Annotated in this window: 14 protein-coding genes and 2 rRNA genes; all 16 read left to right on the forward strand. The window is 40.8% G+C overall.

Annotated features, from left to right (window positions below):
• The first annotated feature begins 6 nt into the window (after nt 1–6).
• The 16 genes from MKY88_RS02085 to MKY88_RS02160 all read left to right on the forward strand — a co-directional run bounded on the left by MKY88_RS02085 (nt 7) and on the right by MKY88_RS02160 (nt 18,607).
• Nucleotides 7–2,934: ribosomal RNA gene (locus tag MKY88_RS02085) — 23S ribosomal RNA — on the forward strand.
• 188 nt (nt 2,935–3,122) lie between these two features.
• Nucleotides 3,123–3,238, forward strand: a 5S ribosomal RNA gene (gene rrf / locus MKY88_RS02090).
• A gap of 1,188 nt (nt 3,239–4,426) precedes the next feature.
• Nucleotides 4,427–5,044 (forward strand): TetR/AcrR family transcriptional regulator, encoded by a 618-nt coding sequence (locus tag MKY88_RS02095; protein ID WP_025115490.1) that lies wholly within the window; start codon nt 4,427–4,429, stop codon nt 5,042–5,044.
• A 120-nt stretch (nt 5,045–5,164) separates the two neighbouring features.
• On the forward strand, nt 5,165–6,307 hold the full coding sequence (locus MKY88_RS02100) for an acyl-CoA dehydrogenase (protein ID WP_328205549.1): 1,143 nt from the start codon (nt 5,165–5,167) through the stop codon (nt 6,305–6,307).
• A 147-nt stretch (nt 6,308–6,454) separates the two neighbouring features.
• Nucleotides 6,455–8,089, forward strand: coding sequence for an AMP-binding protein (locus MKY88_RS02105; protein WP_328205550.1), 1,635 nt, complete (start codon nt 6,455–6,457; stop codon nt 8,087–8,089).
• Nucleotides 8,090–8,104: 15 nt separating this feature from the next.
• Nucleotides 8,105–9,463, forward strand: a complete 1,359-nt coding sequence (locus MKY88_RS02110; RefSeq protein ID WP_340812898.1) for an acetyl-CoA carboxylase biotin carboxylase subunit — start codon at nt 8,105–8,107, stop codon at nt 9,461–9,463.
• Between the two features lie 71 nt (nt 9,464–9,534).
• A complete protein-coding gene (locus tag MKY88_RS02115) occupies nt 9,535–9,747 on the forward strand; it encodes an acetyl-CoA carboxylase biotin carboxyl carrier protein subunit (RefSeq protein WP_031418413.1) in 213 nt (70 codons plus the stop codon).
• 14 nt (nt 9,748–9,761) lie between these two features.
• On the forward strand, nt 9,762–10,679 hold the full coding sequence (locus MKY88_RS02120; protein ID WP_328205554.1) for a hydroxymethylglutaryl-CoA lyase: 918 nt from the start codon (nt 9,762–9,764) through the stop codon (nt 10,677–10,679).
• Nucleotides 10,676–11,458, forward strand: a complete 783-nt coding sequence (locus tag MKY88_RS02125) for an enoyl-CoA hydratase (protein WP_340812899.1) — start codon at nt 10,676–10,678, stop codon at nt 11,456–11,458. The genes MKY88_RS02120 and MKY88_RS02125 overlap by 4 nt, the downstream gene beginning before the upstream one ends.
• 141 nt (nt 11,459–11,599) lie before the next feature.
• A complete protein-coding gene (locus MKY88_RS02130) occupies nt 11,600–13,138 on the forward strand; it encodes an acyl-CoA carboxylase subunit beta (RefSeq protein ID WP_193830830.1) in 1,539 nt (512 codons plus the stop codon).
• A 130-nt stretch (nt 13,139–13,268) separates the two neighbouring features.
• Complete coding sequence (locus MKY88_RS02135) at nt 13,269–13,835, forward strand: VanZ family protein (protein ID WP_232540435.1); 567 nt, start codon at nt 13,269–13,271, stop codon at nt 13,833–13,835.
• Between the two features lie 326 nt (nt 13,836–14,161).
• Nucleotides 14,162–14,887 (forward strand): hypothetical protein, encoded by a 726-nt coding sequence (locus MKY88_RS02140; RefSeq protein ID WP_340812900.1) that lies wholly within the window; start codon nt 14,162–14,164, stop codon nt 14,885–14,887.
• Between the two features lie 24 nt (nt 14,888–14,911).
• On the forward strand, nt 14,912–15,403 hold the full coding sequence (gene ybaK / locus MKY88_RS02145; RefSeq protein WP_031418419.1) for a Cys-tRNA(Pro) deacylase: 492 nt from the start codon (nt 14,912–14,914) through the stop codon (nt 15,401–15,403).
• Nucleotides 15,404–15,535: 132 nt separating this feature from the next.
• The gene (locus MKY88_RS02150) at nt 15,536–16,171 is read left to right on the forward strand and encodes a YczE/YyaS/YitT family protein (RefSeq protein ID WP_340812901.1); all 636 of its coding nucleotides are present in this window, start codon (nt 15,536–15,538) and stop codon (nt 16,169–16,171) included.
• 101 nt (nt 16,172–16,272) lie between these two features.
• Nucleotides 16,273–17,349, forward strand: a complete 1,077-nt coding sequence (locus MKY88_RS02155) for a nucleotide kinase (protein ID WP_258269883.1) — start codon at nt 16,273–16,275, stop codon at nt 17,347–17,349.
• Between the two features lie 58 nt (nt 17,350–17,407).
• A complete protein-coding gene (locus tag MKY88_RS02160; protein ID WP_012292670.1) occupies nt 17,408–18,607 on the forward strand; it encodes a glycine C-acetyltransferase in 1,200 nt (399 codons plus the stop codon).
• Nucleotides 18,608–18,620 lie beyond the last annotated feature (13 nt).

Raw genomic sequence — 18,620 nt, forward strand, 5'->3', positions numbered from 1 at the left:
CTGATAGGTTAAGTTATTAAGGGCGCACGGCGAATGCCTTGGCACTAGGAGCCGAAGAAGGACGGCACTAACACCGATATGCTTCGGGGAGCTGTAAGTGAGCTTTGATCCGGAGATTTCCGAATGGGGGAACCCACTACGTTTAATCGCGTAGTATCTTGACGTGAATACATAGCGTCTTGAAGGCAGACCCAGGGAACTGAAACATCTAAGTACCTGGAGGAAGAGAAAGAAAAATCGATTCCCTGAGTAGCGGCGAGCGAAACGGGAAGAGCCCAAACCAAGAGGCTTGCCTCTTGGGGTTGTAGGACACTCAATACGGAGTTACAAAAGAGCGAGTTAGATGAAGCGACTTGGAAAGGTCCGCCAGAGCAGGTAAAAGCCCTGTAGTCGAAAGTTCGTTCTCTCCTGAGTGGATCCTGAGTACGGCGGAACACGTGAAATTCCGTCGGAATCCGGGAGGACCATCTCCCAAGGCTAAATACTACCTAGTGACCGATAGTGAACCAGTACCGTGAGGGAAAGGTGAAAAGCACCCCGGAAGGGGAGTGAAAGAGATCCTGAAACCGTGTGCCTACAAGTAGTTAGAGCCCGTTAATGGGTGATAGCGTGCCTTTTGTAGAATGAACCGGCGAGTTACGATTACGTGCGAGGTTAAGCTTTAGAAGGCGGAGCCGCAGCGAAAGCGAGTCTGAATAGGGCGAAATAGTACGTGGTCGTAGACCCGAAACCAGGTGATCTACCCATGTCCAGGGTGAAGGTAAGGTAACACTTACTGGAGGCCCGAACCCACGCACGTTGAAAAGTGCGGGGATGAGGTGTGGGTAGCGGAGAAATTCCAATCGAACTTGGAGATAGCTGGTTCTCTCCGAAATAGCTTTAGGGCTAGCCTCGTGATGAGAATACTGGAGGTAGAGCACTGTTTGGACTAGGGGGCCATCCCGGTTTACCGAATTCAGACAAACTCCGAATGCCAGATATTTATACACGGGAGTCAGACTGCGAGTGATAAGATCCGTAGTCAAAAGGGAAACAGCCCAGACCACCAGCTAAGGTCCCAAAGTAATCGTTAAGTGGAAAAGGATGTGGCGTTGCACAGACAACCAGGATGTTGGCTTAGAAGCAGCCATCATTTAAAGAGTGCGTAATAGCTCACTGGTCGAGTGACGCTGCGCCGAAAATGTATCGGGGCTAAACGATTCACCGAAGCTGTGGATTGACATCTACGATGTCAGTGGTAGGAGAGCGTTCTAAGTGCGTTGAAGTCAGACCGGAAGGACTGGTGGAGCGCTTAGAAGTGAGAATGCCGGTATGAGTAGCGAAAGACGGGTGAGAATCCCGTCCACCGTATGACTAAGGTTTCCTGAGGAAGGCTCGTCCGCTCAGGGTTAGTCGGGACCTAAGCCGAGGCCGATAGGCGTAGGCGATGGACAACAGGTTGATATTCCTGTACCACCTCCTCACCGTTTGAGAAATGGGGGGACGCAGTAGGATAGGGTAAGCGCGCTGTTGGTTATGCGCGTCCAAGCAGTAAGGCGTGTGTGTAGGCAAATCCGCACACTGTAACGTTGAGCTGTGATGGCGAGTCCGTATGGACGAAGTTCCTGATTTCACACTGCCAAGAAAAGCCTCTATCGAGGTGAGAGGTGCCCGTACCGCAAACCGACACAGGTAGTCGAGGAGAGAATCCTAAGGTGTGCGAGAGAACTCTCGTTAAGGAACTCGGCAAAATGACCCCGTAACTTCGGGAGAAGGGGTGCTCTTGAGCGTGCAAGCGCATGAGAGCCGCAGTGAATAGGCCCAGGCGACTGTTTAGCAAAAACACAGGTCTCTGCAAAACCGTAAGGTGACGTATAGGGGCTGACGCCTGCCCGGTGCTGGAAGGTTAAGAGGAGTGGTTAGCGCAAGCGAAGCTGCGAATTGAAGCCCCAGTAAACGGCGGCCGTAACTATAACGGTCCTAAGGTAGCGAAATTCCTTGTCGGGTAAGTTCCGACCCGCACGAAAGGCGTAACGATCTGGGCACTGTCTCAACGAGAGACTCGGTGAAATTATAGTACCTGTGAAGATGCAGGTTACCCGCGACAGGACGGAAAGACCCCGTGGAGCTTTACTGTAGCCTGATATTGAATTTTGGTACAACTTGTACAGGATAGGTAGGAGCCAGAGATCTCGGAGCGCCAGCTTCGAAGGAGGCGTCGGTGGGATACTACCCTGGTTGTATTGAAATTCTAACCCATGCCCCTTAGCGGGGCAGGAGACAGTGTCAGGCGGACAGTTTGACTGGGGCGGTCGCCTCCTAAAAGGTAACGGAGGCGCCCAAAGGTTCCCTCAGAATGGTTGGAAATCATTCGTAGAGTGTAAAGGCACAAGGGAGCTTGACTGCGAGACCTACAAGTCGAGCAGGGTCGAAAGACGGGCTTAGTGATCCGGTGGTTCCGCATGGAAGGGCCATCGCTCAACGGATAAAAGCTACCCCGGGGATAACAGGCTTATCTCCCCCAAGAGTCCACATCGACGGGGAGGTTTGGCACCTCGATGTCGGCTCATCGCATCCTGGGGCTGTAGTCGGTCCCAAGGGTTGGGCTGTTCGCCCATTAAAGCGGTACGCGAGCTGGGTTCAGAACGTCGTGAGACAGTTCGGTCCCTATCCGTCGTGGGCGTAGGAAATTTGAGAGGAGCTGTCCTTAGTACGAGAGGACCGGGATGGACACACCGCTGGTGTACCAGTTGTCTTGCCAAAGGCATCGCTGGGTAGCTATGTGTGGACGGGATAAGTGCTGAAAGCATCTAAGCATGAAGCCCCCCTCAAGATGAGATTTCCCATTACGCAAGTAAGTAAGATCCCTCAAAGACGATGAGGTAGATAGGTTCGAGGTGGAAGTGTGGTGACACATGGAGCTGACGAATACTAATCGATCGAGGACTTAACCAAAAAAAGTTTGAAACATTCAATGAACCGTTTATCCAGTTTTGAAAGAACAATTTCTTTTATGAAGGGTTTCAAGATACGAGTAGTTCGAGGAAGCAATGGAGAGAGGGAAGGAGCGTACTCAAGTACGTGACTGACTGAACGACAGAAGCTGACGAAGAAATGCGATGTATATTGAAAGCCGACTATAGTCTAGTGATGATGGCAAAGAGGTCACACCCGTTCCCATACCGAACACGGAAGTTAAGCTCTTTAGCGCCGATGGTAGTTGGGGGCTTCCCCCTGTGAGAGTAGGACGTCGCTAGGCAACAAAAACAGTCAGCTGTGTGCTGGCTGTTTTTTTATTTGCAACTATTGGTAAGGAACCACCCAAACATGAAAACTCTTTCTATATATAGGTCCCATCATTCAGATTCTTTTTAAACTAAAGTTGCAGGCTAGTCCAAAAAATTTCAAAAGATAAATTTATTCAGGAAGTAGTCAGGTTAGCACAATTAAGGAGGCGGAGACTAGTTATATGATGACCTCTCACGCTAGTTTACGACTTGTGAATAGACTTCCACCACCTAACTGTGGAACATGTCAGATGCACAATAGAAAGTACCACAATCATAAAAATTGCGGTAATCCAAAATGTTATCCTTAGCAGGGTTCTTTACAAGCATGTACCGAATCAGTAAAGTTTGATTTACCTATTGAATAACTGAAAGATATTGTGCAAAGAAAAATCAGGTATTTCACCAGATTTATAATGCTAGACATATAGTTTTGACAAACATGAAATAGGAGCCATCCCAAATTCCCCATTATCTATTTTACAGAAAGTCCAATCGTTTAAGCGCTTTATCCCCATTAATAGTTCACCTTAATTAATTGTTAGCTCATGGGCTGAATAATCTTGATGTAGTATCAGGGTTATTTCGGGTAGTTAAAATTTGCTTCTGAATCCATCCTTCTTTATTTGTAACAATGAATTTATAAAAAATTCAATTGAGTGATTGAGTGTATTCTTTTCCTTACAATATTTCTTGTCCTTTTTTAAAACGATAGGGTTAAGGTAATTAGAAATGTGTTCGTTAATTACAGTGTATCTTTGCAAATTTAAATCTCTCCTTTTGTATAATTTAAAAATAAACAGTAAGTCAGGGTTATTGCCATTTAATTTGAGATTATAAATGGTTTCTTGAATAGCAGTGAAAAATGATTTGATGGTGTAAAGAGAAAAGCAAATTTAAAAAATGTCATGAAGACGAGTGGTATAACATAAGGTATGTATGTGTTTGTGCTCTTTGAATTCTGTTTAATGTTATTTTTATGCTCGTATTAAAAGAAAAAATCTATTTGATGCTAGACACCAAATTTTGAGAATGCTATATTTATATTGTCATAGTATTTTTATAATTAGGAAAAAATAGAATACTTTCATGAAAGTTGTTGTTTTTCCTGATTATAAGGAGTGATGGAGTATAGAGCTAGATGAAGGATGATAGGGCCTATGGTAAAGAAAACATTAAAGCAAAGAATTGTAGACGCTTCAGTTGAGCTGTTTCAGCAGGATGGTTATCACAATGTAACTGTTGATCGTATCGTTGAATATATAGGGGCATCAAAGGGTGGATTTTATCATAATTTTAAATCAAAAGATGAATTGTTGTATGAAATTCATGATGTCTTTATTTCATATGTTATTCAACAATCACAGGATGCATATGACAAATACGACACGCCCATTACACGGTTATGTGCGATGCTACAAACGCTGACACAAGTATTTGATATGTATCAAGCACATATTACAATTTTTTATGAAGAAAGTCGTTCGCTCTCAGAGGAGTATAGTGAGATCATTCATAAAAAAAGAGATCATTATCGGGACATCTTGCAAAAAGTGATAGCAGAAGGCCAAGAAACGAAGGTTTTTCGTACAGAATTGCCTTGTACCATTGTTACGATGGCGATTGTGGGAATGATTAACTGGACATATAAATGGTTTAAGCAATCTGGGCCATTAACAATGGAGCAAATTACAGATGTTTTTACCGACATGGTATTGCGTGCGATTGTGACAGAACAAGCAATGGAAGAAGCAAAGCAATTTATGATAAAGGGGTAACCAGTAGAAAACACTGGTTTTATTATTTGCTTTTACAAACCGACTAGTCGGTATTTACTTGAAGTAAATTATCTTTGAGCTAAATCTACTATGGCAAATTTGACATTAGGGGGATTAGGGATGAATTTTGAATTAACAAAAGAGCAAGTGATGATTCGAGACATGGTACGTGATTTTGCTGAGAAAGAGATTAAACCGTATGCTCGTGAGGTTGATGAGACATCAACGATGAGAATAGAAAGCTTTAAAAAGATGGCAGAACTAGGCTTGTTGGGTATCCCATTTCCTGAAGAATATGGTGGCTCAGGTGGTGATACGGTGTCCTATGCTTTAGCTGTAGAGGAAATTGGTCGTGCATGTGGGGGCACAGGCTTAAGTTATGCAGCTGCTGTTAGCTTAGGAGCTTCGCCAATTTACAACTTTGGTACGGAGGAGCAAAAGCAGGAATTTCTTGTTCCATTGGCAAAGGGTGAGACATTAGGATCATTCGGTTTAACAGAGCCTAATGCAGGTTCAGATGCAGGCGGTACACGCACTACGGCGGTTATTGATGGAGATGATTATGTTATTAATGGAGAAAAATGCTGGATTACCAATGCAGGATACGCTCGACAAATTATTGTAACTGCGGTGACTGGTAAACGCGAGGATGGCAAAAAGATTATTTCTTCTATTATTGTGCCAACGAATACTCCAGGTGTAACGATTAATTGTAACTATGACAAAATGGGTGTCCGAGGTTCTAATACATGTGAGATTGTTTTACAAAATGTTCGCGTTCCTCAATCCAATCTATTAGGCGATGAAAAGCGAGGCTTTAGCCAGTTTTTAAACACTTTAGATGGTGGCCGTATTTCAATAGCAGCTCTTTCTGTTGGAATTGCACAGGCCGCTTATGAGAAGGCACTGAAGTTTGCAAAAGAACGCGAGCAATTTGGTGCACCTATTTCGAAGCTACAGGCAATTCAATTTAAATTAGCAGATATGGCGATGGAAATAGAGCTTGCTCGTACGCTTGTACATAAAGCGGCATGGCTAAAAGATCAAAAGAAACCATTTGGTAAAGAAGCAGCAATGGCTAAATTATTTGCTTCTGAAATGGGCTTCCGTACGTGTAATCAAGCCATTCAAATTCATGGCGGTTCTGGATATATGAAAGAATACGATGTAGAACGTCATTTACGTGATATTAAATTAATGGAAATCGGTGAAGGAACATCTGAAATTCAACGTCTTGTTATTTCTCGTTTAATTGGCTGTTAATTATATTCAACTCATTGTGTCCGGGATTAGCTTTGTGCTGCATAGAGCACTTCTTTCTGATACCGAGACACCTGCTGAAAAGTAGCTTAATTCCGCATTCATCTCATTGCTGAAAGAAGTTTAATAGCATAAACAAGGGGGATCTTCATGGCAGAACTTGTGTATCAAACAATTGGTCAATTGCTAGATGAACAATCTAAAAAGTACCCACAGAACGAGGCTTTGGTCTATGCTGATAGGAATTTACGAATGACTTATGAGCAGCTAAATCGACAAGCGCGATTGGTAGCAAGGGGTTTAATGGCTTTAGGAATTGAAAAAGGAGACCATATTGCTGTATGGACGACCAATGTTCCTGAGTGGGTACAGCTTCAATTTGGCACAGGAAAGATGGGAGCTCCAATCGTTACAGTAAACACTAATTATCGTGCTAGTGAATTGGAGTATCTATTAAAGCAGTCTGATGCCAAAACGATATTTTTAATTGAAAATTATCGAGACCATTCTTTTATCCATACACTTCAAGAGTTATGTCCGGAGCTTGAACATTGTGAACCAGGTAATTTGCAATCAAAGCGACTACCTTTATTAAAAAATGTTATTTTAATCGGCGAAACTAAGTATCCTGGTGTATTAAATTGGTCCGATGTAGTAGCGGCGGCCGATCATGTAACCGAGGAACAATTAGAACAAAGAGAGCAATCTCTTCATTATGATGATGTGATTAATATTCAATATACGTCTGGTACGACAGGTTTTCCTAAAGGTGTGATGCTTACACATTTTAACTTAGTGAACAATGCGGTCAACATTGCAGAGTGTATGCGGTTAACAGCAGAGGATCGCCTATGTATACCTGTTCCATTTTTCCATTGCTTTGGCTGTGTTATCGGAACATTAGCAATTACAACTAGTGGTGGAACGATGGTGCCAGTACAAGAATTTTCACCTGAAGAGGTGCTAAGGACGGTTCAACAAGAAAAGTGCACAGCATTACATGGCGTACCAACGATGTTTATTAGTGAGCTTAATTTACCGAATTTTGAGTCTTTCAACCTTTCAACTCTACGGACAGGAGTCATGGCGGGCTCTAATTGTCCGATAGAGGTAATGAAAGCGGTCATTGAGAAAATGGGCATGACAGATATTACGATTTGCTATGGTCAAACAGAATCATCCCCAGTTATTACGCAAACAAGAACAGATGACCCGTTAACGTTAAAAGTGGAGACGGTTGGCCGTGCCTTACCAAACTTAGAGGCGAAAATTGTAGTTCCTGGAACAAACGAGGAAGCACTTACAAATGAACAAGGCGAGCTATGTACAAGAGGCTACCATGTAATGAAAGGCTACTATAAAAACCAAGAAGAAACCGATCTTGCCATTGATCAAGATGGCTGGCTGCATACGGGTGATTTGGCAACGATGGATGAAGCGGGCTATGTCCGTGTAACAGGTCGTTTAAAAGATATGATTATTCGCGGTGGTGAAAATTTATATCCCCGTGAAATTGAGGAGTTTCTTTATACACATCCGAAAATATCAGATGTTCAGGTTGCTGGTGTTCCTGATCCTGTGTATGGGGAGGAAGCGGCAGCTTGGATTATTTTAAGAGAAGGTGAGCAGGCATCAGAAGAGGAGATTCGAGAATATTGTCGAGAGAAAATCTCTAGACATAAAATCCCAAAACATATTTTCTTTATTGATCATTATCCGATGACTGCTTCAGGAAAGGTTCAAAAATATAAATTACGAGAAGATTTTGTCATGACCGTCAGATAAGGAGGGGCAGTGAATATGTTCAAAAAAGTATTAATTGCAAATCGTGGGGAGATTGCTAGACGTGTTATCAGAACATGCAAACGCCTAAATATTCAAACGGTTGCTATTTATTCTGAGGCAGATGCTGAAAGTTTACATGTGAAGGATGCGGATGAGGCGTACTGTGTAGGGAAACCACCTGTAGCACAAAGCTATTTAAATATAGAACGTATTCTAGAAATTGCACTAGAAAATAGCGTCGAGGCTGTTCATCCTGGCTATGGTCTACTGTCAGAAAATGCAGAGTTTGCAAAGCGCTGTGAAGAGGAAGGTTTAATTTTTATTGGACCAAGTGCTGATGTTATTGCTTCAATGGGAAGTAAATTAGAGGCACGTAAAACAATGAAAGCTGCAGGTGTTCCCATTGTAGAGGGTGTAGAGACACCTGTAAAGGATGCAGAAGAAGCTACTGAAATCGCTGAACGTTTAGGCTATCCAATTATGTTAAAGGCATCGGCAGGCGGTGGCGGTATCGGTATGCAACTTGTTGAAAATGCAGAGGAACTAGCAAAAGCATTTGAGGGAAATCAAAAACGTGCACAGTCATTTTTCGGTGATGGCACGATGTACATGGAGAGATTTATTGCTAACCCTCACCATGTTGAAGTACAAATTATTGCCGATCATCAAGGCAATGTGGTTCCGTTATTTGAACGTGAATGTTCGATCCAACGAAGAAATCAAAAAGTAGTAGAAGAAGCACCATCACCATTCATTTCACAGGAGACAAGAGATAAGATGCTAGAAGCGTCAGTGAAAGCGGCGAAGCATATTGGCTATATCAACGCTGGAACGATTGAGTATTTGGTAGATGAGGATCAAAACTTTTATTTCTTAGAAATGAATACAAGATTACAAGTAGAGCATCCTGTGACAGAGGAAATTACGAAACTTGATTTAGTAGAGGAGCAATTAAAAATCGCTGCACAGCAACCCCTTTCATTTACGAAAGAAGGTATTACGAAACAGGGTCATGCGATTGAAGTGCGTATATACGCTGAAAATCCTTCTACATTTTTCCCGTCTCCTGGTACGATAACAGCTCTAGAATTACCAACAAGCGAAGGAGTTCGACATGAGTGTGGTGTAGAGACAGGTTCAGCAGTTACACCATTTTATGATCCAATGATCAGTAAATTGGTAGTGTGGGGAGAAACAAGGGACATTGCCTGTGAAAGATTAATCCAAGCACTGAAAGCATATAAAGTGGAGGGTATTCAAACGAATATTCCGATGCTGCTAAAAACTGTTACACATGAACAGTTTTTAAAAGGCTATACGACTACAAAATTTGTCGAACAATTTTATTTACCACAATTAGCAGAGTCAAAGTAAGTATTGAAGAGCATTCGTGCTTCATAGAGAGGGCGAATGCATAATTAATTTAAAAGTAGGAGTGAATGATTATGGCAACAGTAAAAGCAAGCATGGCAGGTACAGTATGGAAAATCGTCGTAGCAGAAGGTGAGAAAGTAACGGCAGGTCAAGATGTAGCTATTTTAGAATCAATGAAAATGGAAATTCCGATTGCAGCAGAAGAAGATGGCGTGGTAACAAAAATTATCGCCAATGAAGGAGATTTCATTAACGTTGATGATGATATTTTAGAAATTGAATAAGAGGAGGCCTCTTAATGCAGCTACCTAAGCATGTCGTAATGAAAGAAGTCGGTCCCCGTGATGGTTTACAAAATGAAAAAACACATATTACAACAGCAGATAAAATACAATTAGTGAATTTGTTAAGCCAAACTGGATTAAATTACATCGAGGTGACTTCATTTGTACATCCGAAATGGATTCCACAGTTGGCGGATGCGGTCGAGGTTCTTCAAGCCATTAAAAGGAACAAGGATATTACTTATGCAGCACTTGTACCTAATATGCGAGGCCTAGAAAGGGCGTTACAGGCTGAAGTAGATGAAGTAAGTATATTTATGTCTGCTAGTGAAAGTCATAACCAAAGTAATATTAACAAAACCATTGACGAAACATTTCCTATTTTAGAGGAAGTAGTATTAGGAGCTAAAGCGTCAAAGAAAAAGGTTCGAGGCTATATCTCCACAGTTCTTGGCTGTCCCTATGAAGGATATATACATCCTGATAAAGTACTGCGTGTTACAGATAAATTATTGGAAATGGGTGTAACAGAGATCTCACTTGGTGACACGATTGGCGTGGGTGTACCAACTCAAGTTGAACTTCTTTTAGAGGAACTATTAAAAAGATATTCCGCAAATAATTTTGCAATGCATTTTCATGATACACGTGGCACAGCGCTGGCTAACATTATGAAATCTTTAGAGATGGGTGTAACCAAATTTGATAGTGCGCTTGGTGGTCTAGGGGGCTGTCCATATGCTAAGGGGGCTTCAGGTAATGTAGCTACCGAAGATTTATTATATTTATTTGATGAAATGGGCATTCAAACTGGTGTAGATCGACAAAAAGTATTAGAGGCTGCACTCTTTATTGAACAGAAATTAGGCAAAGCTGTAGCTTCAAAGCAAATGGCGATTGTCCGTAATGAAAGGAGTGCGAATCCATTATGACTCAACTTGTTCGCTTTGAATTACTAGAGGGAAGTATTGGACTTATTACCCTTTTAAGACCAGAGGCTGCGAACGCGATGTCTGTACAGTTACTGCGAGAGTTATCTGATACGCTTGATCAAATCAACGGAGATCCGACAGTGCGAGTAGTCTTACTAACAGGTGCTGGAGAAAAAGCATTCTGTGCTGGGGCTGATTTAAAAGAACGCAAAGGTATGTCCGATCGACAAGTGAAGCAAATCGTGCAGTTGATTGGTGCCACAGTGGCGAAAGTGGAGACACTCGCTCAACCTGTCATTGCGGTGCTAAATGGAGTAGCCTTTGGTGGTGGTCTAGAATTAGCTTTAGCTTGCGATTTACGTGTCGCAGCAGCACATGTTAAGTTAGGTCTCACTGAAACCTCTCTCGGTATAATTCCAGGGGCAGGAGGAACGCAACGACTTCCTCGACTAATTGGTCTTGGGAAGGCAAAGGAATTAATTTATACAGCGCGTCGCTTAAATGCTGAGGAAGCTAAAAATTATGGCATCGTTGAATATGTTCATGAGACACATGAGGTAATGGAAAGGGCACAGCAGCTTGCTCTAGAAATGGCAAAAAATGCACCATTATCGCTAGTACAGGCTAAAGTGGCTATGAATCAGGGTGTTGAGGTAGATTTAGCTACCGGTTTAAAAATTGAATCACTTGCATATAGTGCACTGATCCCTACAGAGGACCGATTAGAGGGGCTACTAGCCTTCCAAGAGAAGAGAGCACCACAATATTCAGGAAAATAAAGAAGAGAATCCAATCAGATTAATCACACTGACGGAAATCTAAGCGCATTCTCATTGATTTTTTGGCGCATTGACAAAGGGGAATAGGGGCGCTAAAAAAATAACTTGGCGTAATTGAATGGGCAAAGGGAGGAATTAAACATGAGCAATATTTCAACAGAAAACACGCCACCTACAATGAAAGATAAAATTCTTTCTGGTGGTTTACCAAAATATCATGACAAAAATGCACAGCAAGGGAAGCTATTTGTACGTGAACGTCTAGAATTATTATTAGATGATGGTCTTCAATCAGAGGATGGCCTTTATGCAAACTGCTTGGCAGGCGATTTACCTGCTGATGGTGTTGTCACAGGGATTGGTAAAATTCATGGTCGTACCGTTTGTGTTTTAGCGAATGACTCAACGATTAAAGCAGGATCATGGGGAAAACGTACGGTTGAAAAGATGATTCGTATTCAAGAAACTGCAGAAAAACTTAACTGTCCGTTACTATATTTAGTTGATTCAGCAGGTGCACGTATTACAGATCAGCTAGAAATGTTCCCAGGTAGAAGAGGTGCGGGTCGCATTTTCTACAACCAAGTCAAGTTATCAGGTAAAGTACCACAAATTTGTCTACTATTCGGACCGTCTGCGGCAGGCGGTGCCTACATCCCTGCATTTTGTGATATCGTTGTCATGGTTGAAGGGAACGCATCTATGTATTTAGGATCTCCTCGTATGGCTGAAATGGTTATTGGAGAGAAAGTAGATTTAGAAACAATGGGTGGTGCAAAAATGCACTGTTCAGTTTCCGGCTGTGGAGATGTGCTAGCCAAAACAGAACAAGAGGCCATTGCCTATGCTCGTAAATATTTAGGCTATTTCCCTAATAACTATGCAGAACGTAGCAAAGTAGAGGCCCCTAAACCACCAGCTACATTCGATAAATCGATTGAGGAATTGATACCACAAAACCAAAACGTTCCTTTTGATATGTATAAGTTAATTGACCGTATTATTGATGAAGATTCGTTTTGTGAAGTGAAGAAATTATTTGCACCGGAATTAATTACTGGTCTTGCACGTATTAAGGGGCAATCCGTAGGGATAATCGCGAATCAACCTCGTGTTAAGGGAGGCGTATTATTCCACGATTCTGCAGATAAAGCGGCCAAGTTCATCTCTCTTTGTGATGCTTTCAATATACCGCTTCTATTCTTGGCGGACGTCCCAGGCTTTATGATTGGCACACAGGTCGAAAAAGCTGGTATTATCCGTCATGGCGCAAAAATGATCTTTGCGATGAGTGAAGCAACTGTTCCAAAGCTAACGGTTATTGTTCGTAAAGCATATGGTGCTGGCTTATATGCCATGGCTGGTCCTGCCTTTGAGCCAGACTGCTGTATCGCATTATCAAATGCTCAAATTGCAGTAATGGGTCCAGAAGCTGCAGTCAATGCAGTTTATGCAAATAAAATTGCCGAGCTTCCGAAAGAGGAGCAAGCAAGCTTTATAGCTGAAAAACGAAAAGAGTACCAAGAAGAGATTGATGTGTATCGATTAGCATCAGAATTAATTATTGATGATGTAATTGAGCCAAATGATTTACGGAAGGTGCTTGAAAGTCGTTTAGAGCTTTACATGTCAAAATACTTACTTTTCTCACAACGTAAGCATGGGGTAAATCCAGTATAAATACTTATGGGAAGGCTGTCTCTCTGTCAGGAGGCAGTCTTTTTAGTCGATAAATAGTTAACAGCTACTTGCATGGTCTTAAGGAGCATATTAAAATATGGGAAGGAATAAAGGGAAGCGGGTGTTTAGCATGTCAAAAAACAACATAACGGATGTTCAAGGTAATGCCAAGCTCCCATTACCATATCGAGATGTTATTGATACATATTATTTACCAATAAAAATAGTAGGTTGGATGTTATTTAGCATCTATTCTTTTTTAGCTTTTTATAAATTGGTCATCGATCGTTTAGTTAATGTAGTCGTTGTGTTATGGGAAGGTGATTATTCCGTCGGTGACTTAGGGCTGTTTGATTACAGTAGTTGGCGATTAACTACTAATTTTATGCCCTTTGAAACGATTTTCCGTTATATAAACTACTCTCAATATTTTAATTGGGATACGATAATTATTAACTTACTTGGTAATTTATTAATTTTCACCCCTATGGGCTTTTTACTGCCATTACTATCGAAGAAATTCCGCAAAGCAGGAGTTATACTTTGCTTAGGCTTTTTTGCTAGCCTTAGTGTGGAAACGATCCAATTTATTTTTACAGTGGGATCTGCGGATATTGATGATTTAATTTTAAATACTATTGGTGCATGGCTCGGTTATTTAGCTTATAAGTGCCTATTGATTACACCGAAAAAATAAGAAAGCAGCCGGTTTATATATAGAGGCTGTTTTTTTATATATTAACACTATTTATTTTGTGCGAATGGTAGTAACTTTTATTGAAATCGAAATGAAAGTACTAAAGGACTGAGGCATATATTCTTTGGGATTAGGTATTTATATCTAAAAATGATTTTAATTTGTACCCCTTTAGGTGGTTAGTAGTCATTTATGCTTGAATTTAATAATGAAAATTCCGATAATAAGAGTACAGAAGCTGTTTCGAAGTAATAGATATAGTGATAAAAAATGTTCATATCTAGTAACAAAATAGCATATGAAGATAGAAGGATGAGGTGAAAACTATGAAAATATATAATTCAATGGAGCAAGAGAGATTATCGTCCCCATTTAATCGTAAAAAGTTTATGCAGCGCAAAGAAGCGGGAGATGCATATCGAAAGAATGCCATGTATTTTCAGCCAAAGAAAAATCCATTATTGCTTGAGCTTGAAAACCTACTATTAGGGCGTACAGATCAAGATTTATACGAGCAGCAACAAGAAGATACAGAAGTAGTAACACCCCAACAGCAGGCCATTATGGAAGATTTGCAGCAAACTTCAAAGGATGTCCATGCACATGAGCAAGCTTATAAATGGGCAAGTGGTAATCATGACGGAGCACCTGTTGTAAATAATCCGGATTTGAATGATACATTACAGGCTTTAGAGCAAATGCGAAATGCAGCATTATCATCGTCAAAGCCATCTGCTCAAGATGTAAGGTTAGCAGAAAACGTGAATGCTCAAATTCAGCATATTCTACATGAAGTTAACTCAACAGTTGACGCAATAGATGAACAGGACCAACCCTTTGTCAATGAGGTGACTACAGTTAAGGTTCCTGAACGTTTCTCGAAGGAATTGAAATTGGACCCATTTGCAGATACAATTTTCGGTAAGAGCCATGATGCTACTTTAAAATCGAGAGCCTTCAAACAGGCATCTGAAAAGTATGCAGCACATGTTCAAATGACGAAGAATGGCTATCGTCCAGGAAATGATTCGATGTTCTCTTTGATAGCCTAATGTTGTAGATAGGAGATTACGGTTATGGCGAAGGCAAAGCATGCCAAAACAAATGCGATAAGATTATTAGAGCAGCAAAAAATCCAATTTGATGTGATGGAATATGAAATTGGAGACGGTCAAGTAGACGGTGTGTCTGTTGCCGAAAAAATTGGTCAGCCAGTTACCCGTGTTTTTAAAACATTAGTAGCAAAGGCAAGTGCACAAAAGCTATTTGTATTTGTTATTCCAGTGGCTGAGGAACTGGATTTAAAGGCTGCCGCAAAGGTAGTTGGAGAAAAGAAAATTGATATGCTACCTGTAAAAGATTTACTTAACTATACAGGGTATGTCCGTGGCGGATGCTCGCCAGTAGGCATGAAAAAATTGTATCCTACGGTAATTGATAAAACTGCTCAACAACAAGGCAGTATTATTGTAAGTGCAGGGAAAATAGGTATGCAAATCCATGTTCAACTTAATGATTTGAAGAATATTACAAAGGCCCAGCTTGCGCCAATTACAACTATCCATTAGTGAAAAATGGATAGTTTTTTATTTTAATAGAATAGGGTTATCCATCCTTCCATTTACAAGCACGATTTCACGATATTTGAAGAAAACATGATACAGTTAGAGCATTATCAAATATAAAGAGAGGGATAGGGAATGCGCAAAATAATGGGGTGGCGCTGGACATTTTTTATTGGCGGCTTGATTGTGATGTCACTGGGGATTACGATGTCTATTAAAGGGAAGATAATTGGAACGAGCCCTTGGGATGTCTTGCATGTAGGGTTATTTCAAAACTTTGGATTAACGATTGGTACATGGTCTATATTAACAGGTCTTTTTATTGTCGCATCTACATCAATTGTATTGCGTGAGTGGCCTAAAATTGGTACATGGCTGAATATGCTACTAATCGGTTCATTCATCGATGTATTTAACTGGCTATTGCCTTCAACAGATGTGTATAGTCTACAAATTACATATTTTATCATTGGTTTATTTGTCTTAAGCTTTGGCTGTGGTATGTATATTGCTCCAAATATGGGTGCAGGCCCTCGAGATACATTAATGATGATACTTGTCGAAAAATTTGGCGGAACTATTAAAACTGCGAGAATGGGGATCGAAGTTCTAGTAACTATTGTAGGAGGGCTACTAGGTGGCCCAGTTGGAGTGGGAACAGTATTAATTGCTTTAACTTCCGGATATATTGTGCAATATTCATTACCTTATTGTCGCAAAGTATTAATGAAATGTATTGGTCATATTGAAGACATGAAGCCTTTTTATTAAACTGTAAAGCTACTTTTATCTGTTAAGGATAGGAGTAGCTTTTCATCTTTTTTAGTGTTCCTTCATATAATGCAAGGCAGAAACAAAAGGAGGAACGACATTTGAACGGAAATGTGACGTATTATTTTGGACACGCATTGACTGGGCAAGGTGTGAAACATTTATATAAAGAAATGATGGAGGAAGCGGAGCTAGTTTATTTTTTACAAGGTGCCTCTACATCTAAAGGATCAGAGCTATTGAAAGAGCTAGGTTATTTTTATGTTAAACAAGGCTTTGCTGTCGAATGGTTTAAGCATGCGTTGTTAGAGGAAGTAGTCGAGGCTGTTTATGTAAAGGGTTGTAATAGACTGTATGTCTGGGCATCAGAATGGGATATTGGGCCGACATTACTTGGTACGAAGCATCGTGTTATGTCTTTTTATGATTGCCTGGAAGATATCCAGCTTGAGAAAATAGGAGAGCAACTTGCTGAAGCAGTACAGGAACGTATGGCTTGGCGTGATAAATGTATTGCCAAGCTAAATCATGCTATCAAACTCCACGATGATTGGGAGGTTGTGACGCAAAGCTGCATGAATTGGCAGGCATTAAATGAACAGGTGGAAAATTTAAAATCGGAAGTTTTCCAATCTATTATTTTAAATAAAACGGGTGAGCGAACACACCGTTTACTTGGAACGCTAACTCCAAGAGGGGCAGAAAACACAGTTGAAAGCATTACGAAAAATATATCGACAAGATTAATGATTAAAGGCAAACCGGGTACAGGCAAATCCTCCTTGATGAAAGGCCTTGCAGATGAGGCGAATGCAAGAGGACTTGATGCTCAAATTGTATGGTGTGGCTTAGATGCAGGATCTGTCGATATGGTCATTATCCCAGAACTAAATTTCTGTATTTTTGATAGTACGGAACCTCATATTTTTGATCCACAGGATGGCCGATTAGGCGATAAGATATTTGATATAGGGCAACATTGTGAGCTTACGGAAGAGGCAGAATTAGCAATTGAGGACGTCCGAGCGCGCTATAAAGAAGCCATGCAAGATGCGATGGGCTACTCAAAGCGTTATGCAGAAGCAGAATATACGGTGCGGCGTTTATTGGATAATTGCCTATCCGCCTCTTTATGGCGAGAAAAAACAGCGTCATTATTCGAAAGATTAACAAAATAATTTAGCTATAGGCTTGCTTATGCTAAACTAGGAGCTAGAACTGTTTTCCTAGGAAAGGATGATACGCTTGTCAAAAGTATTGAATGCATTTTTAGACGAAAACCTACAAGCCCTACATGAACAAGGCTTATACAATGAAATTGATCCAGTAGAGGGTGCAAATGGCCCGATAATACAGGTACGTGGCAAAAATCTTGTTAACTTATCTTCTAACAATTATCTAGGCTTAGCAACGAATGAAGAATTAAAGCGTATTGCCAAAGAAACGATTGAAAAATATGGTGTTGGAGCAGGTGCTGTTCGTACTATTAACGGGACACTGGACTTACACGTTAAATTAGAAGAAAAGCTTGCTGAATTTAAAGGAACTGAAGCAGCTATTTCTTATCAATCTGGCTTTAATTGTAACATGGCAGCTATTTCAGCTGTTATGGATAAAAACGATGCAATACTTTCTGATCAATTAAACCATGCCTCTATTATAGATGGTTGTCGTTTATCTAAGGCGAAAATCATTGCGTTTAATCACTCAGATATGGATGATTTACGTGCCAAGGCAAAAGCGGCAAAAGAATCTGGTTTATACAATAAAGTGATGGTTATTACGGATGGTGTATTCTCAATGGATGGCGACATTGCTAAATTGCCGGAGATTGTGGAAATTGCCAAAGAATTTGATTTAATTACTTATGTTGATGATGCACATGGTTCAGGTGTAACTGGTAAAGGCAAAGGAACTGTGAAGCACTTTGGACTTGAAAAAGAGATTGACTTCCAAATTGGTACATTATCAAAAGCAATTGGTGTCGTAGGTGGCTATGTAGCTGGTAAGAAGAATTTAATTGATTGGTTAAAAGTTCGCTCTCGTCCATTCTTGTTCTCAACAGCTTTACCACCAGGTGATGTGGCAGCCATTACAGCTGCTGTACAAATGCTAATTGATTCTACAGAGCTTCACGATAAGCTGTGGGATAATGGTAACTATTTAAAAGCGGGACTAGAGAAGCTTGGCTTTAATATTGGTGAATCTGAAACACCAATTACTCCTTGTATTATTGGGGATGAAAAGCTGACACAAGAGTTTTCAAAACGCTTATTTGAAGAAGGCGTTTATGCGAAATCAATCGTATTCCCAACTGTTCCTAAAGGTACAGGTCGTGTTCGTAATATGCCAACTGCAGCTCATACAAAAGAAATGCTTGATAATGCGTTAGCCATTTACGAGAAAGTTGGTCGTGAACTAGGTGTAATTCAATAATACGAAAAGGCTA

This window comes from Lysinibacillus sp. FSL R7-0073, assembly GCF_038009065.1.
Classification (GTDB): domain Bacteria; phylum Bacillota; class Bacilli; order Bacillales_A; family Planococcaceae; genus Lysinibacillus; species Lysinibacillus fusiformis.